We start from the raw sequence: 21,175 nt of genomic DNA, 5'->3' as shown, positions 1-21,175 counted from the left end.
ACCCGTACCCGTTCACCCGTACCCGCCGCGGTGGCCGGCGCCGTCCGCTTCGGCGGGCCACCGACCGCCCGACCGCCCCAGCGCCCGACCGGTCAGCCGGTCGGCGGCCCAGAGACGGTGCTCCACCACGAGGGGTTAACCGAAAAATGACGACTGAGCAGGCACACCGGGATCGCATCGGGCACGACGGAGAGCCCCCCGCACATGGTGACGCGGTGGCCGTCGTCGGCCTCGCCTGCCGGCTGCCGCAGGCACCGGACCCGCAGGCCTTCTGGCACCTGCTGCGGGAGGGCCGTGACGCCGTGGTCGACACCCCTGCGGACCGGTGGCCCGTCACCGCCGGCTCCGGGGCGGAGGACGTGCCCCGGCGGGGCGGTTTCCTGGACCGGGTGGACACCTTCGACGCCGCCTTCTTCGACCTCTCCCCCGGCCAGGCCGCCGCGATGGACCCGCAGCAGCGGCTGGCCCTGGAGCTCGGCTGGGAGGCGCTGGAGGACGCGCGGATCGTCCCGGCCCGGCTGCGGGGCAGCACCACCGGTGTCTTCGTCGGGACCACCTCGGCCGACTACGCCACCGTGGCGGACCGGGCCGGGGCCGGCGGGATCACCCGGCACACACTGACCGGGCTGAACCGGAGCATCATCGCCAACCGGCTCTCCCACCTGCTCGGGCTGCGCGGGCCCAGCCTTGTGATCGACTCGGGCCAGTCCTCGGCGCTGGTGGCGGTGCACGCCGCGGTCGAGGCCCTGCACCGCGGCGAGGCGGACCTCGCACTGGCGGGCGGAGTGAACCTCGCCATCACGGCCGAGGGCGGCGTCGCCGCCGCCCGCTTCGGCGCGCTCTCGCCGGACGGGCGGTGCTTCACCTTCGACGCGCGCGCCAACGGCTACGTCCGCGGCGAGGGCGGTGGGCTGGTCGTCCTGCGGCCGCTGAGGGCCGCGCTGGCGGACGGGAACACGATCTACTGCGTGATCCGCGGTGGCGCCGTCACCAACGACGGCGCGACGGACGGGCTGACGGTTCCCGGCGTCGACGGCCAACGGGCCGCGCTGCAGGCCGCCTACCGGCGGGCGGCGGTCGATCCGGGCGAGGTCTCCTACGTGGAGCTGCACGGCACCGGCACGGCGGTCGGCGACCCGGTGGAGGCCGCGGCGCTGGGCGCGGTCGTCGGGCGCGCGCGGCCGGCCGGCTCACCGGTCCTGGTCGGCTCGGCCAAGACGAACGTCGGCCACCTCGAGGGCGCCGCCGGCATCGTCGGGCTGCTCAAGGTGGCGCTGAGCCTGTGGCACGGAGAGATCCCGCCCAGCCTGAACTTCGCCCGGCCCCATCCGCGCATCGCGTTCGACGAGCTGAACCTCCGGGTGCAGACCGAGCTGACCGCATGGCCGGGCCCGGCGGGTACGCGGGTGGCGGGGGTCAGCTCGGTCGGCATGGGTGGCACGAACTGCCACCTCGTGGTGTCCGCCGCGCCACCGGCGGTCGCCGCGGACGGCGGTGGACCGGGCGTCGACACGGCGGGCGGCACGGGTGCGGACGGCGCCGACCAACGTGACAGGCAGGGTGACACGCGGGATGGTGACGGGCCGGACGACGGGGACCGCCCGGGCCCGCTGGTGCCCTGGGTGGTCTCCGCGCGGGGCGAGGCCGCGCTGCTGGCCGCGGGCGGCCGGCTCGCCGCCCTCGCCGGCGACCGCCCCGACCTCGACCCCGGGGACGTCGGCCTGGCGCTGGCCACCACCCGGACAGCCTTCGAGGACCGCGCCGTCGTGCTGGGCCGGACCGCCGGCGAGCTGCGCGAGGGCCTGGCCGCCCTGTCCGGCGGGCGGGAGGCGGCGAACGTCGTCCGCGGGACCGTGAGCCGCGCGCCCGACGGCGGACGGGGCCGGCTGGCCATCCTGTTCTCCGGGCAGGGCAGCCAGCGGGCGGGCTCCGGCCGTGAGCTCTACGCCGCCTTCCCCGCCTTCGCGGACGCCTTCGACGAGGCGTGCGGGCATCTTGACATCCACCTGGACCGGCCGGTGCGCACCGTCGCCTTCGACGGGCCGCCCGACCTGCTGGCCCGCACCGGCTACACCCAACCGGCGCTGTTCGCCCTCGAGGTGGCGCTGTTCCGCCTCGTCGAGCACTGGGGGGTGCGTCCCGACCTGCTGCTCGGGCATTCCGTGGGTGAGCTGGCCGCCGCGCACGTCGCGGGCGTGCTCTCCCTGCCCGACGCCGCCGCGCTGGTCGCGGCCCGGGGACGGCTGATGCAGGAGCTGCCGCCAGGCGGCGCCATGGCCGCGGTGGAGGCCTCGGAGGAGGAGGTCCGTCCGCTGCTGTCGGAGCGGGTCGGGCTCGGAGCGGTCAACGGGCCGCGGGCGGTCGTGGTCTCCGGCGACGACGCGGCCGTGACGGCGCTGGCCGGTCACTTCCACGAACGGGGCCGACGCACCTCGCGGCTCGCGGTCAGCCACGCGTTCCACTCCGCGCGGATGGAACCGATGCTGCCCGCGTTCCGCCGGATCGCGCAGGGACTGTCCTACTCGGCCGCGGCGGTGCCGGTCGTCTCCAACCTCACCGGTGGCGTGGCCGGGCCCGCAGAGCTCGGCGCCGACCACTGGGTCGCGCATGTGCGCGAGCCTGTCCGCTTCGGGGCGGGGGTGCGCACGCTCGCGGACCTCGGCGCGACGACCTATCTGGAGCTCGGTCCCGGAGCGGCGCTCACGGCCCTCGCCCGGGACGTCCTGCGGGACGAACCGCGGAAACGCGGCGGGGTGTCCGGAACCGGGGACGCCGCGGCGGCGCCGTCCGGCGGCGACGAGGCGGTGCTCCTGGCCGCGTTGCGCCGGGGCCGGCCCGAGGTCGAGGCCGCGGTCGCCGCCGTGGCGAGTGTGTTCACCCGGGGCGGCGACGTCGACTGGACGGCGCTGCTGGCCCGCCGGTCCGGCCGGACCGTCGCTCTGCCCACCTATCCGTTCCAGCGACGGCGCCACTGGCTCGACGCCTCGCCTGCTCCCGCGGACACCAGCGCCGGCAGCGCCACGGGGCCCGTCCACGACGGAGCCGGCGCCAGCGATCATGCCGACCGACTGCCCGCCGGCAGCGATCCCGCCGACCCGGGCGGCATCGGCTCCTGGGCCGGCCGCCTCGCCGGTCTGGACAGGCCCGAACGCGAGCGGCGGCTGCTGGATCTCGTGCTGACCACGGTCGCGATCGTGCAGGGCCACGTCGGCACCGAGGAGATCGACGCCCGGCGGACGTTCCGCGAGCTCGGCTTCGACTCGCTGGGAGCCGTCGAGCTCCGCGACCGGCTCTCCCGGGCCACCGGGCTCCGGCTGGCCACCGGCGTGACCTTCAACCATCCGACGCCGGCGGCACTGGCCAGTCATCTGCTGGCCGGTCTGGCGCCCGCCGGCACGACCGCCACCGCCGGTGCCGTCGGGTCGGGCACCCGCGACCGCGGCGAAGGTCGCGCCGGGAAGGCGGACGGGACCGACGAGCCGGTCGCCATCGTGGGCATCGCCTGCAGGTACCCCGGAGGCGTCACGTCGCCGGAGGAGCTGTGGCGGCTCGTCGCGACCGGCACGGACGCCATCTCGCCCTTCCCGACGGACCGCGGCTGGGATGCCGACGCCCTGTTCGACACCGACCCCGACCGGCCAGGGCACTCCTATGTGCGCACCGGCGGGTTCCTGCACGACGCCGGTGACTTCGACGCCGCCTTCTTCGGCATCGGCCCCCGGGAGGCCGCGGCCATGGACCCCCAGCAGCGCCTCCTGCTGGAGACGTCGTGGGAGGCGGTGGAGCGGGCCGGCATCGACCCGCTGTCGCTGCGCGGCACCCGTACCGGGGTCTTCGTGGGCGCGTCCGCGCAGGACTACGGGCCGCGCCTGCACGAGCCGGTCGACGGCGCCGACGGCTACCTGCTCACCGGCGGCGCCGCCAGCGTGGTCTCCGGCCGGGTCGCCTACGCGCTGGGCCTGGAGGGCCCGGCGGTGACCGTCGACACGGCGTGCTCGTCCTCGCTCGTCGCGCTGCACCTGGCCGGGCAGGCGCTGCACCTGCGCGAGTGCGAGCTCGCGATCGCCGGCGGCGTGACCGTCATGGCCACACCGGGCATGTTCGTCGAGTTCAGCCGGCAGCGCGGTCTGGCCCCGGACGGCCGCTGCAAGGCGTTCGCCGCGGCGGCCGACGGCACCGGGTGGGCCGAGGGCGTCGGCATCCTGCTGCTGGAACTGCTGTCGGACGCGCGCCGGCGCGGGCATCCCGTGCTCGCCGTCCTGCGCGGCTCGGCGGTGAACCAGGACGGGGCGAGCAACGGGCTCACCGCCCCCAACGGGCCGTCCCAGGAGCGGGTGATCCACGCGGCGCTGGCGAGTGCCGGCCTGCGCCCCCGCGATGTGGGCGCCGTCGAGGCACACGGCACGGGCACGATGCTGGGCGACCCGATCGAGGCCGAGGCGATCATCGCCACCTACGGGCAGGACCGCGGCGTGCGCGGGCCGGTCCTGCTGGGCTCGCTGAAGTCCAACATCGGTCACACCCAGGCGGCCGCCGGCGTCGGCGGGGTCATCAAGATGGTGCTGGCCATGCGGCACGGCGTCCTCCCGGCCACGCTGCACGTGGACGCCCCCTCCCCGCATGTGGACTGGTCGGCGGGCGAGGTGCGGCTGCTGACCGAGGCCACCGCCTGGCCGGCGACCGAGGGGCCGCGGCGGGCGGGCGTGTCCTCGTTCGGGATCAGTGGCACCAACGCTCACGTGATCGTCGAACAGGCCCCCCACTTGGAGGGCTCCGCACCCCCGGCCCGACCGCGGCCGGATGCAGGCGCGGGCGCGGCGGTGGTGTGGCCGCTGTCGGCCAGGTCCGACGAAGCGCTGCGCGAACAGGCCCGCCGCCTGCACGGGGCGGCGGCTGCGGCCGATGGTGCGGGCGGGCTTCCCGGGCCCGACGACCAGGATGCGCCGGCGGGACCGGCCGTGCGGCTCGGGGACCTCGGCTTCTCGCTGGGAACCGGGCGCGCCGCACTGGAACGGCGGGCCGTGGTGAGCGCGGGCAGCGTCCCGGAGCTGCTCGCCGGGCTGGACGCGCTCGCCCGCGGCGCGGAACACGCGGCCGTCATCCGGGGCGGCGCCCGGATCGCCACCGGGGCCGCCCCCGCACCGACCGCGTTCCTGTTCGGCGGGCAGGGCGGGCAGCGGGCCCGGATGGGCGCGCAGCTGCGCCGGGCGTGGCCGACGTTCGCCGCGGCGTTCGACGAGGTCGTCACCGAGCTCGAGCCGCACCTGAGCACGCTCGAGCGGCCGCTGGCGGAGGTGATCACGGCCGCCGCGGGCTCGCCCGGAGCCGATCTGCTCGACCACACCGTGTACACCCAGCCGGCGCTGTTCGCCCTGGAAGTGGCGCTCTTCCGGCTCGTCGTCTCGTTCGGGATCACCCCCGACCTCCTGGTCGGCCACTCCATCGGAGAACTCGCGGCCGCCCACGCCGCCGGGGTGTTGTCGCTGGCCGACGCGGCCGCGCTGGTCGCCGCCCGCGGCCGGCTCATGCAGGCCGCACGGCCCGGCGGGGCCATGATCGCGATCGCCGCCCGCGAGGACGAGGTGCGCGCGAGCCTGCGGGGGCTGGAGGCCGAGCTGGCCGTGGCGGCGGTGAACGGTCCGACCTCGGTCGTGATCTCCGGCGACGCCGACGTGGCCGAACGCGTCGCCGCCGGCTGGCGGGAGCAGGGGCGGCGGACCCGCCGGCTCCGGGTCAGCCACGCCTTCCACTCCCCGCACATGGACGGCGTCCTGGCGGAGTTCCGCGAGATCGCACGCGGGCTGGCCTTCAAGCCGCCGCGGATCCCGGTGATCTCGACCGTGACGGGCGAGCCCGCGACGGCGGACCAGCTGGCCTCCCCCGACTACTGGACCGGTCAGCTCCGCGGCACCGTCCGCTTCCACGACGGTGTCCGCGCGCTGGCGGACCGGGGTGTCACCACCTTCGTCGAGCTGGGGCCGGACGCCACCCTGTCCGCGATGGCGCGGGAGTCCCTCGACGGGGAGACCGGAGCCGCTTCCGCCGTGCTCGTGCCGCTGCTGCGGGCCGACCGGTCCGAACCCGCGACACTGGCCGCCGCGCTGGGCACCCTGTGGGCGCACGGAACGGCGCCGGACTGGCGCGCCGTCCACCCCGGCGCACGCCGGGTCGACCTGCCGACCTACGCCTTCCAGCGGCGCCGCTACTGGCTGGCGCCCGTCAACGGGCCCGCCTCGGGACCCGACCGGCTGGGACATCCGCTGCTCGACACCCGGGTCGAGCTCGCCGACGGAGGCGCCGTCGTCCTCACCGGGCGGCTCTCGCGGTCGGCGCAGCCCTGGCTGACCGACCACACGATCGACGGACGGGTGCTGCTGCCGGGCACCGCCTTCCTGGACCTCGCGGTCACCGCCGGCAAGCAGGTGGCCGCGGCGCACCTCGCGGAGCTGACGCTGGAGGCACCGCTGCTCGTGCCCCGGACGGGGTCGGTGCGGCTGCAGCTCGTCATCGGCGGCCCGGACGGGTCGGGGCAGCGGACGCTCGCCATCCACGCCCGCACCGAGGCGCCCGCCGAGGCGGGCCGGCACCGGCCGGAGGGCGACGGCGGAAATGGCGACGCCGGGACGGAGCGCGGCGCGGGCAGCCCGGCGGCGGCCTGGACGAGGCATGCCTCGGGCGTACTGACCGCCCGCGCAGCCGACCCTGCGGGCCCCTCCCCCGCGGACCCCTCCCACCTCGCGGGCCCGGACCAGCCGCCGGCGTGGCCGCCCGCGGGCGCCGAGCCGGTCGACCTTGCCGACGCCTACCGCCGGCTTGCCGCACTCGGCTACGAGTACGGGCCCGCCCTGCGCGGTCTGCACCGGCTCTGGCGCGACGGCGACAGCCTGCACGTCGAAACCCGGCTGCCCGAGGCCCTGGGCGCCGACGGCTTCATCCTGCATCCGGCCCTGCTGGACGCCGTGCTGCACCCGCTCGTCCAGGCGGTCGCCCCGGACCCGGCGGTGGCCGCGCGCAGGATCAGCCTCCCCTTCCTGTGGAGCGGAGTGTCCCTGCGCCCGACGGGCACCGGCCCGGCCGCCGCACGCCCCGCGCCGCCGACCACGCTGCGCGCCAGCGCCACCCGGATCGGGCCGGACGCGTTCTCGCTGGCGCTGTCCGACCAGGACGGTGCCCCGATCGGTTCGATCGACTCCCTCGTCCTACGGTCGGTGGAGAAACGGAAACTCGGTCACACCGGCGACCTCGCCGCCCTGCTGCACGAACTGATCTGGACGCCGGTGGCGCCGGAGGGCGAGGGCGGGAGTCCGCCGCCCGCCGGTAGGACGGCGGCGCGCGTCGCTGTGCTGACCGAACGGCTGCTCACCGCGCAGATTCCGCACAGCCGGGACACCGTCGAGGCAGCCGAGGCGGACGAGCCGCCCGACACCTGGCCGGCCGCGGTCGCGGCAGCCGATGTCGTCGTGGTCCCGCCGCTGCCCGGCCCTGTGCCGCACCCCTCCGGCGGCGACGCGCCGCGTTCCCTGCCGGCCGAGGCCGGGCGGGCCGCGCAGCGGGCGCTGCGGCTGGTGCGGCAGTGGCTCGCCGCCAACCCCGGTACCGACCGCCGGCTGGTGTTCCTGACCCGCGGCGCGGTGGCCGCCCGCCCCGGTGACGCGGTGAGCGACCTGGTGAACGCGCCGGTGTGGGGGCTCGTCCGGGCAGCGCAGTCGGAACACCCGGGCCGGTTCGTCCTCGTCGACACGGGCGGGGACACCGCCCTCGGCTCGGGTGGGCCGAACAGCCCGGAAGGGCCGGACGGGCCAGCAGCACCGGAGGGGCCGGAAGCATGGGAATGGCTGGAAGAGCTGCCGGGGCTCGTGCTCGGCGATGAGCCTCAGCTCGCACTGCGTGACGGCGAGTGGCTGGTGCCGCGCATCTCCCGGGCGGACCCGGCGCGGGCCGCGTCCGACCCGTGGACCGGGTGGGACCCGGACGGGACGGTCCTGATCACAGGCGGGACCGGGGGCCTCGGCGCGCTGTTCGCACGTCACCTGGTCACCACCCGCGGTGTCCGCCACCTGCTGCTGGTCAGCCGGCGCGGGCCGCACACCCCGGGTGTGGACCAGCTGGTCGACGACCTGACCGGGCAGGGCGCGCAGGTCACCGTGACCGCCGTCGACGCGGCCGACAGTGAGGCGCTCGCCACCGTGGTCGCCGCGGTGTCGGCCCGCCGTCCGCTCACCGCGGTGGTCCACGCCGCCGGGGTCCTCGACGACGCCACCATCACCGCGCTGACCCCCGGCCAGCTCGACACCGTGCTGCGCCCGAAGATCGACGCCGCCTGGAACCTCCACGAGCTGACCCGCGGACGGCCGCTGGCCGGCTTCGTCCTGTTCTCCTCCATCTCGGGGCTGACCGGGACGGCCGGCCAGGCCAACTACGCCGCGGCCAACACCTTCCTGGACGCGCTCGCGTCCCACCGGCGCTCGCTGGCGGAGCCCGCCGTCGCACTGGCCTGGGGTCTGTGGGACGGCGCCGCCGGCGGAATGGCCACCGGCCTCACGGCCACCGACCTGACCCGCTGGCGGCGCGGGGGCGTCGCGCCGATCCCGGCCGGGCTGGGGACCGAGCTGTTCGACGAGGCGCTGGCACACGGCGGCGCGCTGCTCGTACCGGCCCGGCTCACACCGGCCGCGATCGACGGCGAGCCTCCCGCTGTCCTACGCGGCCTGCTGCCTCCCGCCGCCCGCACAGCGCGGGCCGCCGAACCCGCGGACGGCGCCGCGGGGGACGGGCCAGCCGGCCTCGCCGGAATCCTCGCGCTGGCCGCGGGCGAACGGGAACGCGCTCTGCTGGACCTGGTCCTCTCCACCGCCGCGGTGATCCTGGGCCACGCGCCGGACGCCGGGCTCGACCCCGACCTGCCCTTCCGCGATCTCGGCTTCGATTCTCTCGCCGGCGTGGACCTGCGCAACCGCCTTGCCCGTGTGACCGGCCTGCCGGTGCCGGCGACCGCGGTGTTCGACCATCCGTCCCCCGGTGCGCTGGCCCGGTACCTGCTCACCCTGCTCCCGGCGACAGCCGGCGGGCCGCGACGGTCCGCGCCGTCCGCGCCAGCCGTCGCGCGGGCGCGGACCGACGCGGACGACCCGGTCGTGATCGTCGGTCTGGCCTGCCGGTACCCGGGCGAGGTCCGGTCCCCCGACGACCTGTGGCGGCTGGTCGCCACGGGCACCGACGCCGTCAGCGGCTTCCCCACCAACCGTGGGTGGGACCTGGAGGCGCTCTACCATCCCGATCCCGACCATCTCGGCACCAGCTACACCCGGCACGGCGGGTTCCTGCACGACGCCGACCAGTTCGACCGCGAGTTCTTCGGCATCTCCCCGCGGGAGGCCCTCGCGACCGACCCGCAGCAGCGGCTGCTGCTGGAGGTGGCCTGGGAGACGTTCGAACGCGCCGGTCTCGACCCCGCGACCCTGCGTGGCTCCCGCACCGGCGTCTTCGCCGGTGTCATGTACGACGACTACGCCGCCCGGTTGCCGGCGGCCCCGGACGACGTCCAGGGCTTCCTGCTCACCGGCAACACCTCCAGCGTGGTCTCCGGCCGGCTGGCCTACACCTACGGGCTGGAGGGACCGGCGGTCACCGTCGACACCGCCTGCTCGTCCTCCCTGGTGGCGCTGCACCTGGCGGCGGCGGCGCTGCGTGCCGGTGAGTGTGACCTGGCGCTGGCCGGCGGGGTCACCGTGATGGCCGGGCCGTCGACCTTCGTCGAGTTCAGCCGCCAGCGCGGCCTGTCCGCGGACGGGCGCTGCCGATCGTTCGCGGCCGGTGCCGACGGCACCGGATGGAGCGAGGGCGTGGGCCTGCTGCTTGTCGAGCGGCTCGCGGACGCCCGGCGCAACGGCCATCCCGTGTTCGCGGTGCTGCGCGGCTCGGCGGTGAACTCCGACGGTGCCAGCAACGGGCTGACCGCCCCGAACGGCCCCGCCCAGGAACGGGTCATCCAGGCCGCGCTGACCAACGCGGGCCTGGCACCGGGCGACGTCGACGCGGTCGAGGGACACGGCACCGGGACCTCCCTCGGCGACCCGATCGAGGCCCAGGCCCTGCTCGCCACCTACGGGCACGACCGGCCGGCGGACAGCCCCTGCTGGCTGGGCTCGTTGAAGTCCAACATCGGCCATGCCCAGGCCGCCGCCGGGGTCGGCGGCGTCATCAAGATGATCGAGGCGATGCGGCACGGCGAGCTGCCCCGCACGTTGCACGTGGACGCGCCGAACGGGCACGTCGACTGGGCGACGGGAGGCGTGCGGCTGCTCACCGAGCCGGTGCCGTGGACGGCACGGAACGGGCGGCCACGGCGGGCGGCGGTGTCGTCCTTCGGCATCAGCGGCACAAACGCGCACGTGATCCTCGAAGAGGCACCGCCGCCGGACACCGCCGGCACGGACACCGCCGGCGACCCGACGGCCCCGGCCGTCGACGCCACCACCGACCCGGGCGAGGTCAGCACGGACGGCGGGACCGTCGAGGCGGACCCCACCCCGGTGGCCTGGGTGGTGTCCGCACGCGATGAGGCGGCGCTCGGCGCCCAGGCCCGCGAGCTGCGCCGGCACATCGCCGAGCAGCCCTCCCCGGACCCACGGGACCTTGCCTTCTCACTGGCGACGACCCGCGCCCGGCTCGGCCGCACGGCGGTCGTGCTCGGCCGGGACGTCCCCGAGCTGCTCGCCGGCCTGGCGGTCCTCGAGCACGGCGAGGTGCACACGCACACGGTGGTCGAGACCACGGTCCGCGGCGCCAGGACGGCGTTCCTGTTCTCCGGGCAGGGGTCGCAACGTCCGGGCGCCGGTCGGGAGCTCCACCGCGGTGAACCGGTGTTCCGGGCGGCGCTGGACGAGGCTGTCGCGCATCTCGACCCGCTGCTCGCGGCGTCCCCGGCCGGTCTGAGCCTGGCCGGGCGGTCGTTGCGTGACCTGTTCTTCGCCGCGCCCGACAGCCCGGAGGGGGCGCTGCTCGACCAGACCGCCGTGACCCAGCCGGCGCTGTTCGCGCTGCAGGTCGCCCTGTTCCGGCTGGCCGAACACCGCGGGCTCGTCCCCGACTTCGTGGCCGGGCACTCGGTCGGCGAGCTGGCCGCGGCCCACGCGGTCGGTGTCCTGTCGCTGGCTGACGCCGCCACGCTGGTGGTCACCCGCGGGCGGCTGATGCAGGCGGCCGGCGCGGGCGGGGCGATGATCGCAGTGGAGGCCACCGAGGAGGAGGTCCAGGAATCCCTCGCCGGCCACCGTGACACCGTCGCGGTCGCAGCGGTGAACGGACCCACCTCGGTGGTGATCTCCGGGGACGCCGCGGCCACCGGCGCGGTCGCCGACGGCTGGCGCGCCCGCGGCCGGCGCACCCGCCGGCTCCAGGTCAGCCACGCCTTCCACTCACCTCACATGGACGCGGTCCTCGACGAGCTGACGGCTGTCGCGGCGGGGCTGACCTTCCGCCCGCCGCGCATCCCGCTCGTCTCCACCGCGACCGGGCGGGCAGCCGATCCCGAGCTGCTGCGGTCGCCGGGCTACTGGGCGGGACACGCTCGAGGCACCGTCCGCTTCCTCGACACCGTCCGCTACCTGAGCTCCCAGGGTGTCTCCGGATTCCTGGAGATCGGGCCGGGGGCCGTCCTCACCGCCATGGCGGACGACTGCCTGGGCCGGCCGGCCGGGGTCGCTGCTCTCGCGCCGCTGCTGCGCGCGGGGCGCCCCGAGGCCGAGACCGTCCTCACCGCACTCGCCCGCCTCCACGCGCACGGCGGCGAGCTCGACTGGGCGAAGACCCTGCCGGGAGCCCGCCGCGTGCCGCTGCCGACCTACGCGTTCCAGCGCGGCCGGTACTGGCTGGAGGCGGCGCCGTCCGGGACGGACGCGGGCGACCTCGGGCTGCGGCCCGCGCAGCACCCGCTGCTCGGCGCGGCGGTGGACCTACCCGACGACGCCGGCGCGGTCTTCACCGGCATGCTCTCCCGTGCCGCCCACCCGTGGCTGGCCGACCACGCCGTGGACGGCCGGCCGGTGCTGCCCGGTGCCGCGCTGGTCGAACTGGCCCTGCGAGCCGCCGAGCAGGTCGGTGCGGACACGGTCCGCGAGCTCACGCTCGACCGTCCGCTAGCGCTGCCCGACCAGGGGAAGATCCACATCCAGGTGACCGTGGGTGCGGCAGGCCCGGATGGCGCCCGGCCGCTCGCCGTCCACTCCAGCCCGCCAGGGGGCGACCAGCCGCACTGGAGCCGACACGCGGTCGGGACGCTCGCCGCGCCGGAGGCCGAGAACCGCCCAGCGGCCCCGGTTTCCGCCACATGGCCTCCGGAAACGGCGACGGAGATCGCCCTGGACGGCGCCTACGATCTGATGGCCGAGCACGGCTACGACTACGGCCCGGCGTTTCAGGGCCTGCGGCGGCTGTGGCGCGACGGTGACGAGATCCACGCGCTGGTGGCGCCGCCGGCAACCGAGGCGGGTTTCGGCGTCCACCCGGCGCTGCTGGACGCGGCGCTGCATCCCCTCGCCCTGCAGACCGCCACCGCGCACCGCGGCAGCCGGACCGGCACCGACATGCTGCGGGTGCCGTTCAGCTGGGCGGGAGTACGCCTGCATGCCCGCACCGTGACCGGCGAGGGCGGGGCGGCCGGCACGGGCGGTGTACGGGTCCGGATCGTGCCCGCCGCCGCGGACACCGTGTCGCTGACCGTCAGCGACGAGCACGGGGCGCCGGTCCTGACGGTGGACGCCCTCGCCCTCGCGACGGTCGAGCGCGGCCGGTTCGCGGCAGCCACGGACACCGGCTCGCTGTTCGTCCTGGACTGGACCCCGGTGCGGGGCCCCTCGGTGACCATCCCGACGGGCTGGGCGGTTCTCGACCTCAGCGCCGGCAGCCCGGACGCCGCCGGAACGGCCCGGCACGCCGCCCGCGCCGCACTGCGCGGCGTCCAGGAGTGGCTGGCCGCAGACCCTCTGCCGGGCGACCGGCTGGTGGTCGTGACGCGGGGTGCCGTCGCCGCTGCCGGCAACGACACCGTGCCCAACCCGGGCGCGGCGGCGGCGTGGGGGCTCGTCCGCACCGCGCAGACGGAGCACCCCGACAGGTTCGTCCTCGTCGACGTCGCCGACGACGCCGGGCCGCCCACCGCGCTGCCCGCGGGAGAGCCCCAGCTCGCACTGCGCGGGCCCGCCGTGCTCGCGCCCCGCCTGGTGCGGGCGCCGGCCGCACCAGGCCTGCCGGCCGCCCTGTCCGCAGCGGCGCAGCCGGCGGACGAGGGTGCCGCGGCGGCCGCCGGGACGCGAGTCGGCGCCGGGACGGTCCTCGTGACCGGCGCGACCGGCCTGCTCGGCGGCCTCGTCGCCCGCCGGCTCGTGACCGCGCACGGCGCCCGCCGGCTGCTGCTGGTCAGCCGGCGCGGCCCGGCCGCCGCCGGCGCGGACGAGTTGATCGCCGACCTGACCGCGCTCGGGGCCGAGGTCGACCTCGCCGCCTGCGACGTGGCCGACCGGAACGCGCTGCGGACGCTGCTCGCCGGGCTCCCCCCGGATCGCCCGCTGACCGCCGTCGTCCACGCGGCCGGGGTGCTCGACGACGGAACCGTCGAGGCGCTGACGCCGGAACGCCTCGACACGGTGCTGGGCCCCAAGGCGGACGCGGCCTGGAACCTCCACGAGCTCACCCAGGGCCTCGACCTTGCGTCCTTCGTGCTGTTCTCCTCGGTGACCGGGACACTCGGTACCGCCGGGCAGGGGAACTACGCCGCCGCGAACGCCTTCCTCGACGCCCTGGCCCAGCACCGCCGCGCCCGCGGACTGCCAGCGGTCTCGCTGGCCTGGGGGCTGTGGGGTGCGGACGCGGGCCTGGGCGCCGAGCTGGCACGCGCCGACCTCGCCCGGATGGCCCGCCTCGGCATCGTCCCGATGAGCGGCGACGAGGGCCTGCGCCTGTTCGACGCGGCGTTCGACACCGACCGCGCCGTCCTCGTTCCGGCCCGTCTCGAGCTGGCGGCGCACCGGCCGGCCGGGCCGGTGCCGCCGCCGCTGTGGGGCCTTCTCGGCCGCCCGCGCCGCGCCGGTGCCGCGGGCGCCCGCCCGGACGAGCGGACCGGCGGCCTGGCGGCGCTGCTCGGCGGCCTGGCGAGTGAGGCGGAACGGCGCGACGCCGTCGCCGACCTCGTCCGGCGCAGCGTCGCCACGGTCCTCGGTTATCCGGCCGGCGACACGGTCGACGCCGCCCGCGCGTTCACCGAGCTCGGCTTCGACTCACTCACCGCGGTCGAACTACGCAACCGCCTGACCGCGGCCACCGGGCTCTCCCTACCGAGCACCCTGGTCTTCGACCATCCGACCCCGACGGCGCTCGCCGACCATCTCTTCACCGACCACCTCTTCACCGACCACGTCGCCACCCGCACCGTGGGCGCCGCCACCGGGACCGCCGGCCCCGGCAGCCGGCTGGGCACCGCCGGCCCGGACGAGGGCGCCGGTCACGGCGACGACCTGATTGCGATCGTGGGGATGGCCTGCCGCCTCCCCGGCGGGGTGCACACCCCCGACGACCTGTGGCGGCTGCTGGTCGCCGGAACCGACGCCGTGACCGGCTTCCCGACCAACCGCGGCTGGGACCTCGACCGCCTCTACCACCCGGACCCGGACCATCCCGGTACCAGCTACACCCGGCACGGCGGCTTCCTGCACGACGCCGGTGACTTCGACCCCGAGTTCTTCGGGATCTCCCCGCGAGAGGCCCTGGCCATCGACCCCCAGCAGCGCCTCCTCCTCGAAACGGCCTGGGAGGCTCTCGAACGGGCCGGGATCGACCCCACCAGCCTCGCCGGCACCCCCACCGGCGTCTTCGCCGGTGTCATGTACGACGACTACGGGGCCCGGCTGCACCAGTCACCGGCCGCGCCGGCCGGGTTCGAGGGCTACCTGGTCAGCGGGAGCGCGGGCAGCGTCGCGTCGGGCCGGATCGCCTACACCCTCGGTTTCGAGGGGCCAGCCGTGACCGTCGACACCGCCTGCTCCTCCTCCCTCGTCGCGCTCCACCTCGCCGCGCAGGCGCTGCGGTCCGGCGAATGCGCCCTCGCGCTGGCCGGCGGCGCCACCGTCATGGCGAGCCCGGCGACCTTCGTCGAGTTCAGCCGCCAGCGCGGGCTGGCGCCCGACGGCCGCTGCAAGCCGTTCTCCGCCGACGCGGACGGCACCGCCTGGGCCGAGGGAGCCGGCGTCCTGCTGCTCGAACGCCTCGGCGACGCCCGCCGCAACGGCCACCCCGTCCTGGCGGTCGTCCGCGGCAGCGCCGTCAACTCCGACGGCGCGTCCAACGGGCTGACCGCGCCCAACGGCCCCGCCCAGCAGCGGGTCATCCGGGCGGCCCTGGCAAACGCCGGGCTGGCCCCCGCCGACGTGGACGCCGTCGAGGCCCACGGCACGGGAACCACCCTCGGTGACCCCATCGAAGCCCAGGCCCTGCTGGCCACCTACGGCCAGGCCCGCCCGCATCCGCTCCAGCTCGGCTCGCTGAAGTCCAACATCGGGCACACCCAGGCCGCCGCCGGAGCCGCCGGCATCATCAAGATGGTCCTCGCGCTGAACAACGGCGTCCTTCCGGCGACTCTGCACGCCGCCACGCCGTCCCCGCACGTGGACTGGAACGCGGGCGCCGTCACCCTCACGACCGCGACGACCGCCTGGCCGGACGCGGGCCGCCCGCGCCGCGCCGCCGTGTCCTCGTTCGGCATCAGCGGGACCAACGCACACGTCATCCTCGAGCAACCTCCCGTCCTCGGCCCTGGCGACGGGTCCGGTCCCGGCGCTGGCGCGGCCCCGTCCGAGGGCGGGGCCACTCCCCCGGAGAGCCGAATTCCCGAGCAGCGCGGTCCCGACGGCCCCGGGCAGCCGGACACCGCCACGGGTACCGACATGGGCGGCGGCGACGCAAGCACGGTGCCGGTGCCGTGGGTGCTGTCCGGTGCCACGGCGGAGGCGGTCCGCGCCCAGGCCGGCCGGCTCGCGGGCTTCCTCGCCCAGCACCCGGACGCCTCCACGCACAACGTGGGGCTCGCACTGACGACCGGTCGGGCGAGACTCGCGCACCGGGCCGCCATCATCGTCGCCGATCGCGCCGAGGGCCTTGCCGGGCTCGCCGCCCTCGCCACCGGCCAGCCCTTTCCCGGCGCGCTCCACGCCGTCGCCGGACAGCCGGGACGGACGGCGTTCCTCTTCTCCGGGCAGGGGAGCCAGCGCCCCGGGATGGGCCGGGAGCTGCACCGCCATTACCCGGTCTTCGCCGCCGCCTGGGACGAGGCCGCCGACCTGCTCGGCCCACACCTCGACCGCCCCCTGACCGACATCGTCCTCGCCCCCGGCGACGCCGGGGTGGACACAGAGGGTCCGCAGACCACGGCGCTGGACGACACCGGGTATGCCCAGCCCGCCCTGTTCGCCTTCGAGGTGGCGCTGCACCGCCTGCTCGGCTCCCTCGGACTGGTGCCGGACCAGCTGGCCGGCCACTCCGTGGGGGAGATCGCAGCGGCCCACGTGGCCGGCATCCTCACCCTGGCCGACGCCTGCGCCCTGGTGGCCGCGCGCGGCCGGCTGATGAGCCAGCTTCCCCCGGGCGGGGCGATGGTGTCCCTGCAGGCGCCCGAGGACGAGGTGCTGGCGGCGCTGGCCGGCCTCGAGGGCCAGGTCGGGGTCGCCGCGGTCAACGGCCCGGCCGCCACCGTCATCTCCGGTGCGCACACGGTCGTCGAGGCCGTGGCCGCGGCCTTTGCGGCGCGCGGGGTGCGGACGCGGCGGCTGCGGGTGAGCCACGCCTTCCACTCCCCGCTCATGGAGCCGATGCTGGCCGAGTTCGGCCGGATCGCGGCCGGGCTCACCTACCACGAGCCGCGGATCCCGGTCGTCTCCACCGTCACCGGCGCTCCCGCCACCGGCACCGACCTGCGCTCGCCCGAGTACTGGGTCCGCCACACTCGTTCCGCCGTCCGGTTCGCCGACGCGGTGCGCGCGCTGCGGGCCCGGGGTGTCATCCGCTACCTGGATCTGGGTCCGGACGCCGTGCTCACCCCGATGACGGACGAAGTCCTCGCCACCGGGGACGGTGCCGAAACCGGCTCCGGGGCCGGCCACGGCGCTGGAACGGCACCCGCGCTCATCGCGGTGCTGCGGCGCGGCCAGTCGGAGCCGCGCACGCTGGCCACCGCCGTCGCCGAGGCCCACACGCACGGCGCCGCCGTCGACTGGCCGGAGGTGTTCAACGCCGCAACCGGGCCCCGGGTGGCCCTGCCGACCTACCCGTTCCAGCGACGGCGGTACTGGCTGGACCCCGTACGCCCGCTGGCCGACGTCAGCGCCGCCGGCCAGCGGGCGACGGCCCACCCGCTGCTGGCGGCCGAGATCGACCTGCCCGACAGCGGCGGGGTGGTCTTCACCGGCCAGCTCTCCCTCCGTACCCAGGGCTGGCTGGCGGACCACACCCTCGCCGGTGTCGCCGTGCTGCCCGGCACCGCCCTCGTGGAGCTCATCCTGCATGCCGGCAAGCGCGTCGACCTCGACCACCTTGCGGAGCTGGTGCTGGCGGAACCGGTACTCCTGCCCGGGGAGGCCCCTGTCCCGCTCCGGGTGACGGTGGCGGGCGACGACGGCACCGCCCGCCGGACGGTCGTCGTGCACACCCGTCCAGGCGGCGCGGACGAGGAATCCTGGCACCTGCACGCCACCGGCGTACTCGGGGCCGGGCCTGTCATCCCCGCGGGCGGGCCTGCCCGGAACGCCGGGCCCGGCGGGGAGGCGCGGCCGGCCGGCGCGGACCTCGCCGAGGCCTGGCCACCACCGGGGGCGGAAGTGCTCGACCTCTCCGGCGCCTACCCGGAGCTGGCCGCCCGGGGCCACGGCTACGGACCGGCCTTCCAGGGGCTCAAAGCCGCCTGGCGGCGCGGCGAGGACCGGTTCGTCGAGGTCGCCCTCGACCCGGACACTGTGGACCCGGACGGTTTCGCCGTCCACCCCGCGCTCCTCGACGCCGTCCTGCACGTGCTGCTGGCAGATGCGGAACCCCGCCCCGGGCGCCTGCGGCTGCCGTTCTCCTGGAACGGGGTCGTGCTCCGGCCGACCACGGCCACGGCGCTGCGGGCCAGGCTGACCAGCCTCGGTGAGAACGAGCTGAAGATCCTGGTCACCGACACCGCAGGGGCGGCGGTGGCCGAGGTGGCCGCGCTGCGCGTCCGGGAGACGACAGCAGCCCAGCTCGACCCCGGCGGCCCACCGCTGTACACCCTGGACTGGAACCGGCTACCGGTCTCCCCCGCCGAGCCGCCGGCACGCTGGACGGTGCTGGGCTCGGACACCCTCGGCCTGCCCGGCGCCGAGTGCCACACCGGCCTCGACACCGTCGACGAGCCCGGCACGGTCGCCGGCCGGGCGACCGTCCTGGTCACCCTGACCAGCGCGACCGACGTCGCCGCCACGGCCGATGGTGTTGCCATCGCCGATGGTGCCGAAGCAGCCGGTGGGGCTGCCCCGGGGAGTGGGACGGTCGCGGACGCCGCGCACAGGCATGCCCGCCGGGCACTGGAGCTCGTCCAACGATGGCTGGCCGACGACAGCTTCGAGGACGCCCGAATCGTTCTCGCCACCCGGCGGGCGGTGGCGGCGACCGGACCGGCTGACGTCCGCGATCCGGCTGCGGCCACGGTGTGGGGCCTGGTCCGCACCGCGCAGGCGGAACACCCCGGACGCTTCGTCCTGGTGGACCTCGACGACGGCGTCGCCGCACCGTCCGCGCCGGACGCCCTCGCGGCGACGCTGGCGGGCGCGCTTGCCTCGGACGAGCCGCAGCTCGCCTTCCGGGAGGGGACCGTCCTGGTCCCACGGCTGTCCAGGAACCGCCCCCGGGCGGACCGGCGGGACACCGCACTCGGGCCGATCCCCACCGGGACCGTTCTGGTCACCGGGGCCACCGGGGCGCTCGGCCGGCCGGTGGCCCGCCATCTGGTGACCGAACACGGCACGCGCCACCTGCTGCTGGTCAGCCGGCAGGGCGAGCGGGCCGCGGGGGCCGCGGCACTGCGGGCGGAGCTCACCGAGCTCGGCGCCGAGATCACCTTCGCGGCGGTGGACGCCRCCGACCGCGACGCCCTCTCCGCACTCCTCAACGCCCTCCCCGCGGACCGCCCGCTCACCGGCGTCGTCCACATCGCGGGAGTCCTCGACGACGGCACCGTCACGGCGCTGTCCCCCGAGCGGCTCGACACGGTACTGCGTCCCAAGGTGGACGCGGCGTGGGCACTGCACACCCTGACCGCCGGCCGTGAGCTGTCACTGTTCGCGCTGTTCTCGTCGATCGCCGGCATCGTCGGAAATCCCGGGCAGGCGAACTACGCTGCCGCGAACACGTTCCTCGACGCTCTCGCCGCCCACCGCCGTGGCCTGGGTCTCCCCGCGATCTCCCTGGCCTGGGGGCTGTGGGAGGACACGGCCGGTATGAGCGGCACTCTCGACGACGCGCAGCTGCGCCGGCTGTCGCGCTCCGGCGTCCTGCCGCTGGCCACCGACGACGCGCTGGAGCTTCTCGACGCCGCCCTGGCCGCCGGCGAGCCGCTCGTCGTCCCGGCCCGCCTGGACCCACAGGCGCTGGCGGCCCGGCCCGGCGCGGACATCCTGGTGCGCGCACTGACGCCGGGCGGATCCAGCGACGGCACGGCCGCGCGCCCAGGCGGTGGCCGCGCGGCCGGCGGGACCGCCGCCTCGGTACCACCGCCTGGTCCACACGGGCAGGAGGCGGCCGGGCGGATCGTCGCCCTGGCGGAGCCCGCCCGCACGAACGCCATTCGTGAGCTCGTACGCGGCGAGGTGGCGGCCGTTCTCAGCCACGACTCCCTCTCCCGCACCGACGACGGGCGCGGCCTGCTCGATCTGGGCATCGACTCGCTCACCGCCGTCGAGCTGCGCAACCGGCTCGCCGGCGCCACGGGCCTGCGGCTGACCAGCACACTGGTCTTCGACCACCCGACCGTCGAGGCGCTCGCCGGGCACCTCCGCGACCAGCTGGTGGCCGCCGCCACGCCGGACCCGGCGCTCGCGCTGGCCAGCCTGGAGGAGATCGCGGCAGTCGTGCCGTTGCTCGCCGCCGACCGGGAGCGGCGTACCGCCCTCACGGACCGGCTACACAGTCTGCTCGACGCCCTGAACGCCGTCGACGGGCAGGGCTCGGGGCCGGACAGCCCCGGTGATGCCGTCCAGGCCGGCCAGAGGCCCGGCGGCGAACCGGGCACCGCGGCACCGGCGCCTGACGCCTCCGACGACGAGATCTTCGACTTCATCGACAACGCGCTCGGAACCTCGTGACCGGGCACCTGGTGCGGGCGCATCTCTCGGCCGCGGCGCCGCCGGCAGGTCCGTCGGCAGCCCCTCCCCCGGCGCGCCACCCGCGGGTGGCGCCACTACTCGATGTCGGGCAGGCCGACCGGCATGGCGGCGAAGGCGCGCAGGAAGGTCGTGGTCGCCACCTCGGCCACCCGCCGCAGCTGCTCCTCGCCCAGCGGCCTGGTCCCCAGGGCGGAACGACTCGCGACGGGACCGGTGAGCAGCGCGAGGAACTGCTCGGCCGCCTCCACCGGATCCGTCAGCCGCAGGCGGCCCGCCAGGGCGAGCCGGGCCAACCGGTCCGCGAACGCCTCGCCCACCTGGTCAGGCCCGCTGGCCCCGATGGCATCGAACAGCTCCGGGAACCGAACGATCTCGGCGTGCAGCAACCGCCGCAGCGCCCAGGACTCCTCCGAGCAGTAACAGCCCAGCAGCGCCTCGCCGACGTCGGCGAAGGCGGTGTGCAGATCCGCCACGTCGACCGCGAGCCGGGACACCACGGCGAGACTGCGCGCCGTGGCCTTCTCCGCGGTCGCGGTCATGGCGTGCAGGAAGAGGTTCTCCTTGCCACCGAGATGGTTGTAGATCGTCGGCTTCGCCACGCCGGCCTCGGCCGCGATCGCATCCACACTCGCCTGCGCGTACCCCTCCCGCGCAAAGATCACAAAGGCGGCGTCCAGAATCGCCTGCCGTTTGTCGATCCGCCCCCGCGTGCTCGGACTTCCGGCCGTCGCTCCGGCCCTCACTCTTCGCACCCCATCACCCTACCTTCCAGGACAACGGATGGCGGGAGC

The 21,175-nt window shown here is 76.3% G+C and carries 2 protein-coding genes; one reads left to right on the top strand and one right to left on the bottom strand.

The window, feature by feature from the left end; all coding sequences use genetic code 11:
- Positions 1–146: 146 nt before the first annotated feature.
- On the top strand, positions 147–20,363 hold the full coding sequence (locus tag CC117_RS38845; protein ID WP_071083416.1) for a type I polyketide synthase: 20,217 nt from the start codon (positions 147–149) through the stop codon (positions 20,361–20,363).
- 95 nt (positions 20,364–20,458) lie between these two features.
- Here the strand turns inward: CC117_RS38845 and CC117_RS09805 are convergent, their stop codons facing one another.
- Positions 20,459–21,127 (bottom strand): TetR/AcrR family transcriptional regulator, encoded by a 669-nt coding sequence (locus CC117_RS09805; protein ID WP_241829972.1) that lies wholly within the window; start codon positions 21,125–21,127, stop codon positions 20,459–20,461.
- Between the last annotated feature and the right edge of the window lie 48 nt (positions 21,128–21,175).

Origin of the sequence: Parafrankia colletiae (assembly GCF_001854655.1) — a bacterium.
GTDB lineage: Bacteria > Actinomycetota > Actinomycetes > Frankiales > Frankiaceae > Parafrankia > Parafrankia colletiae.
Note: the sequence above shows the minus strand (reverse complement) of the source record. Positions and strands in the feature narration are given on the sequence as shown.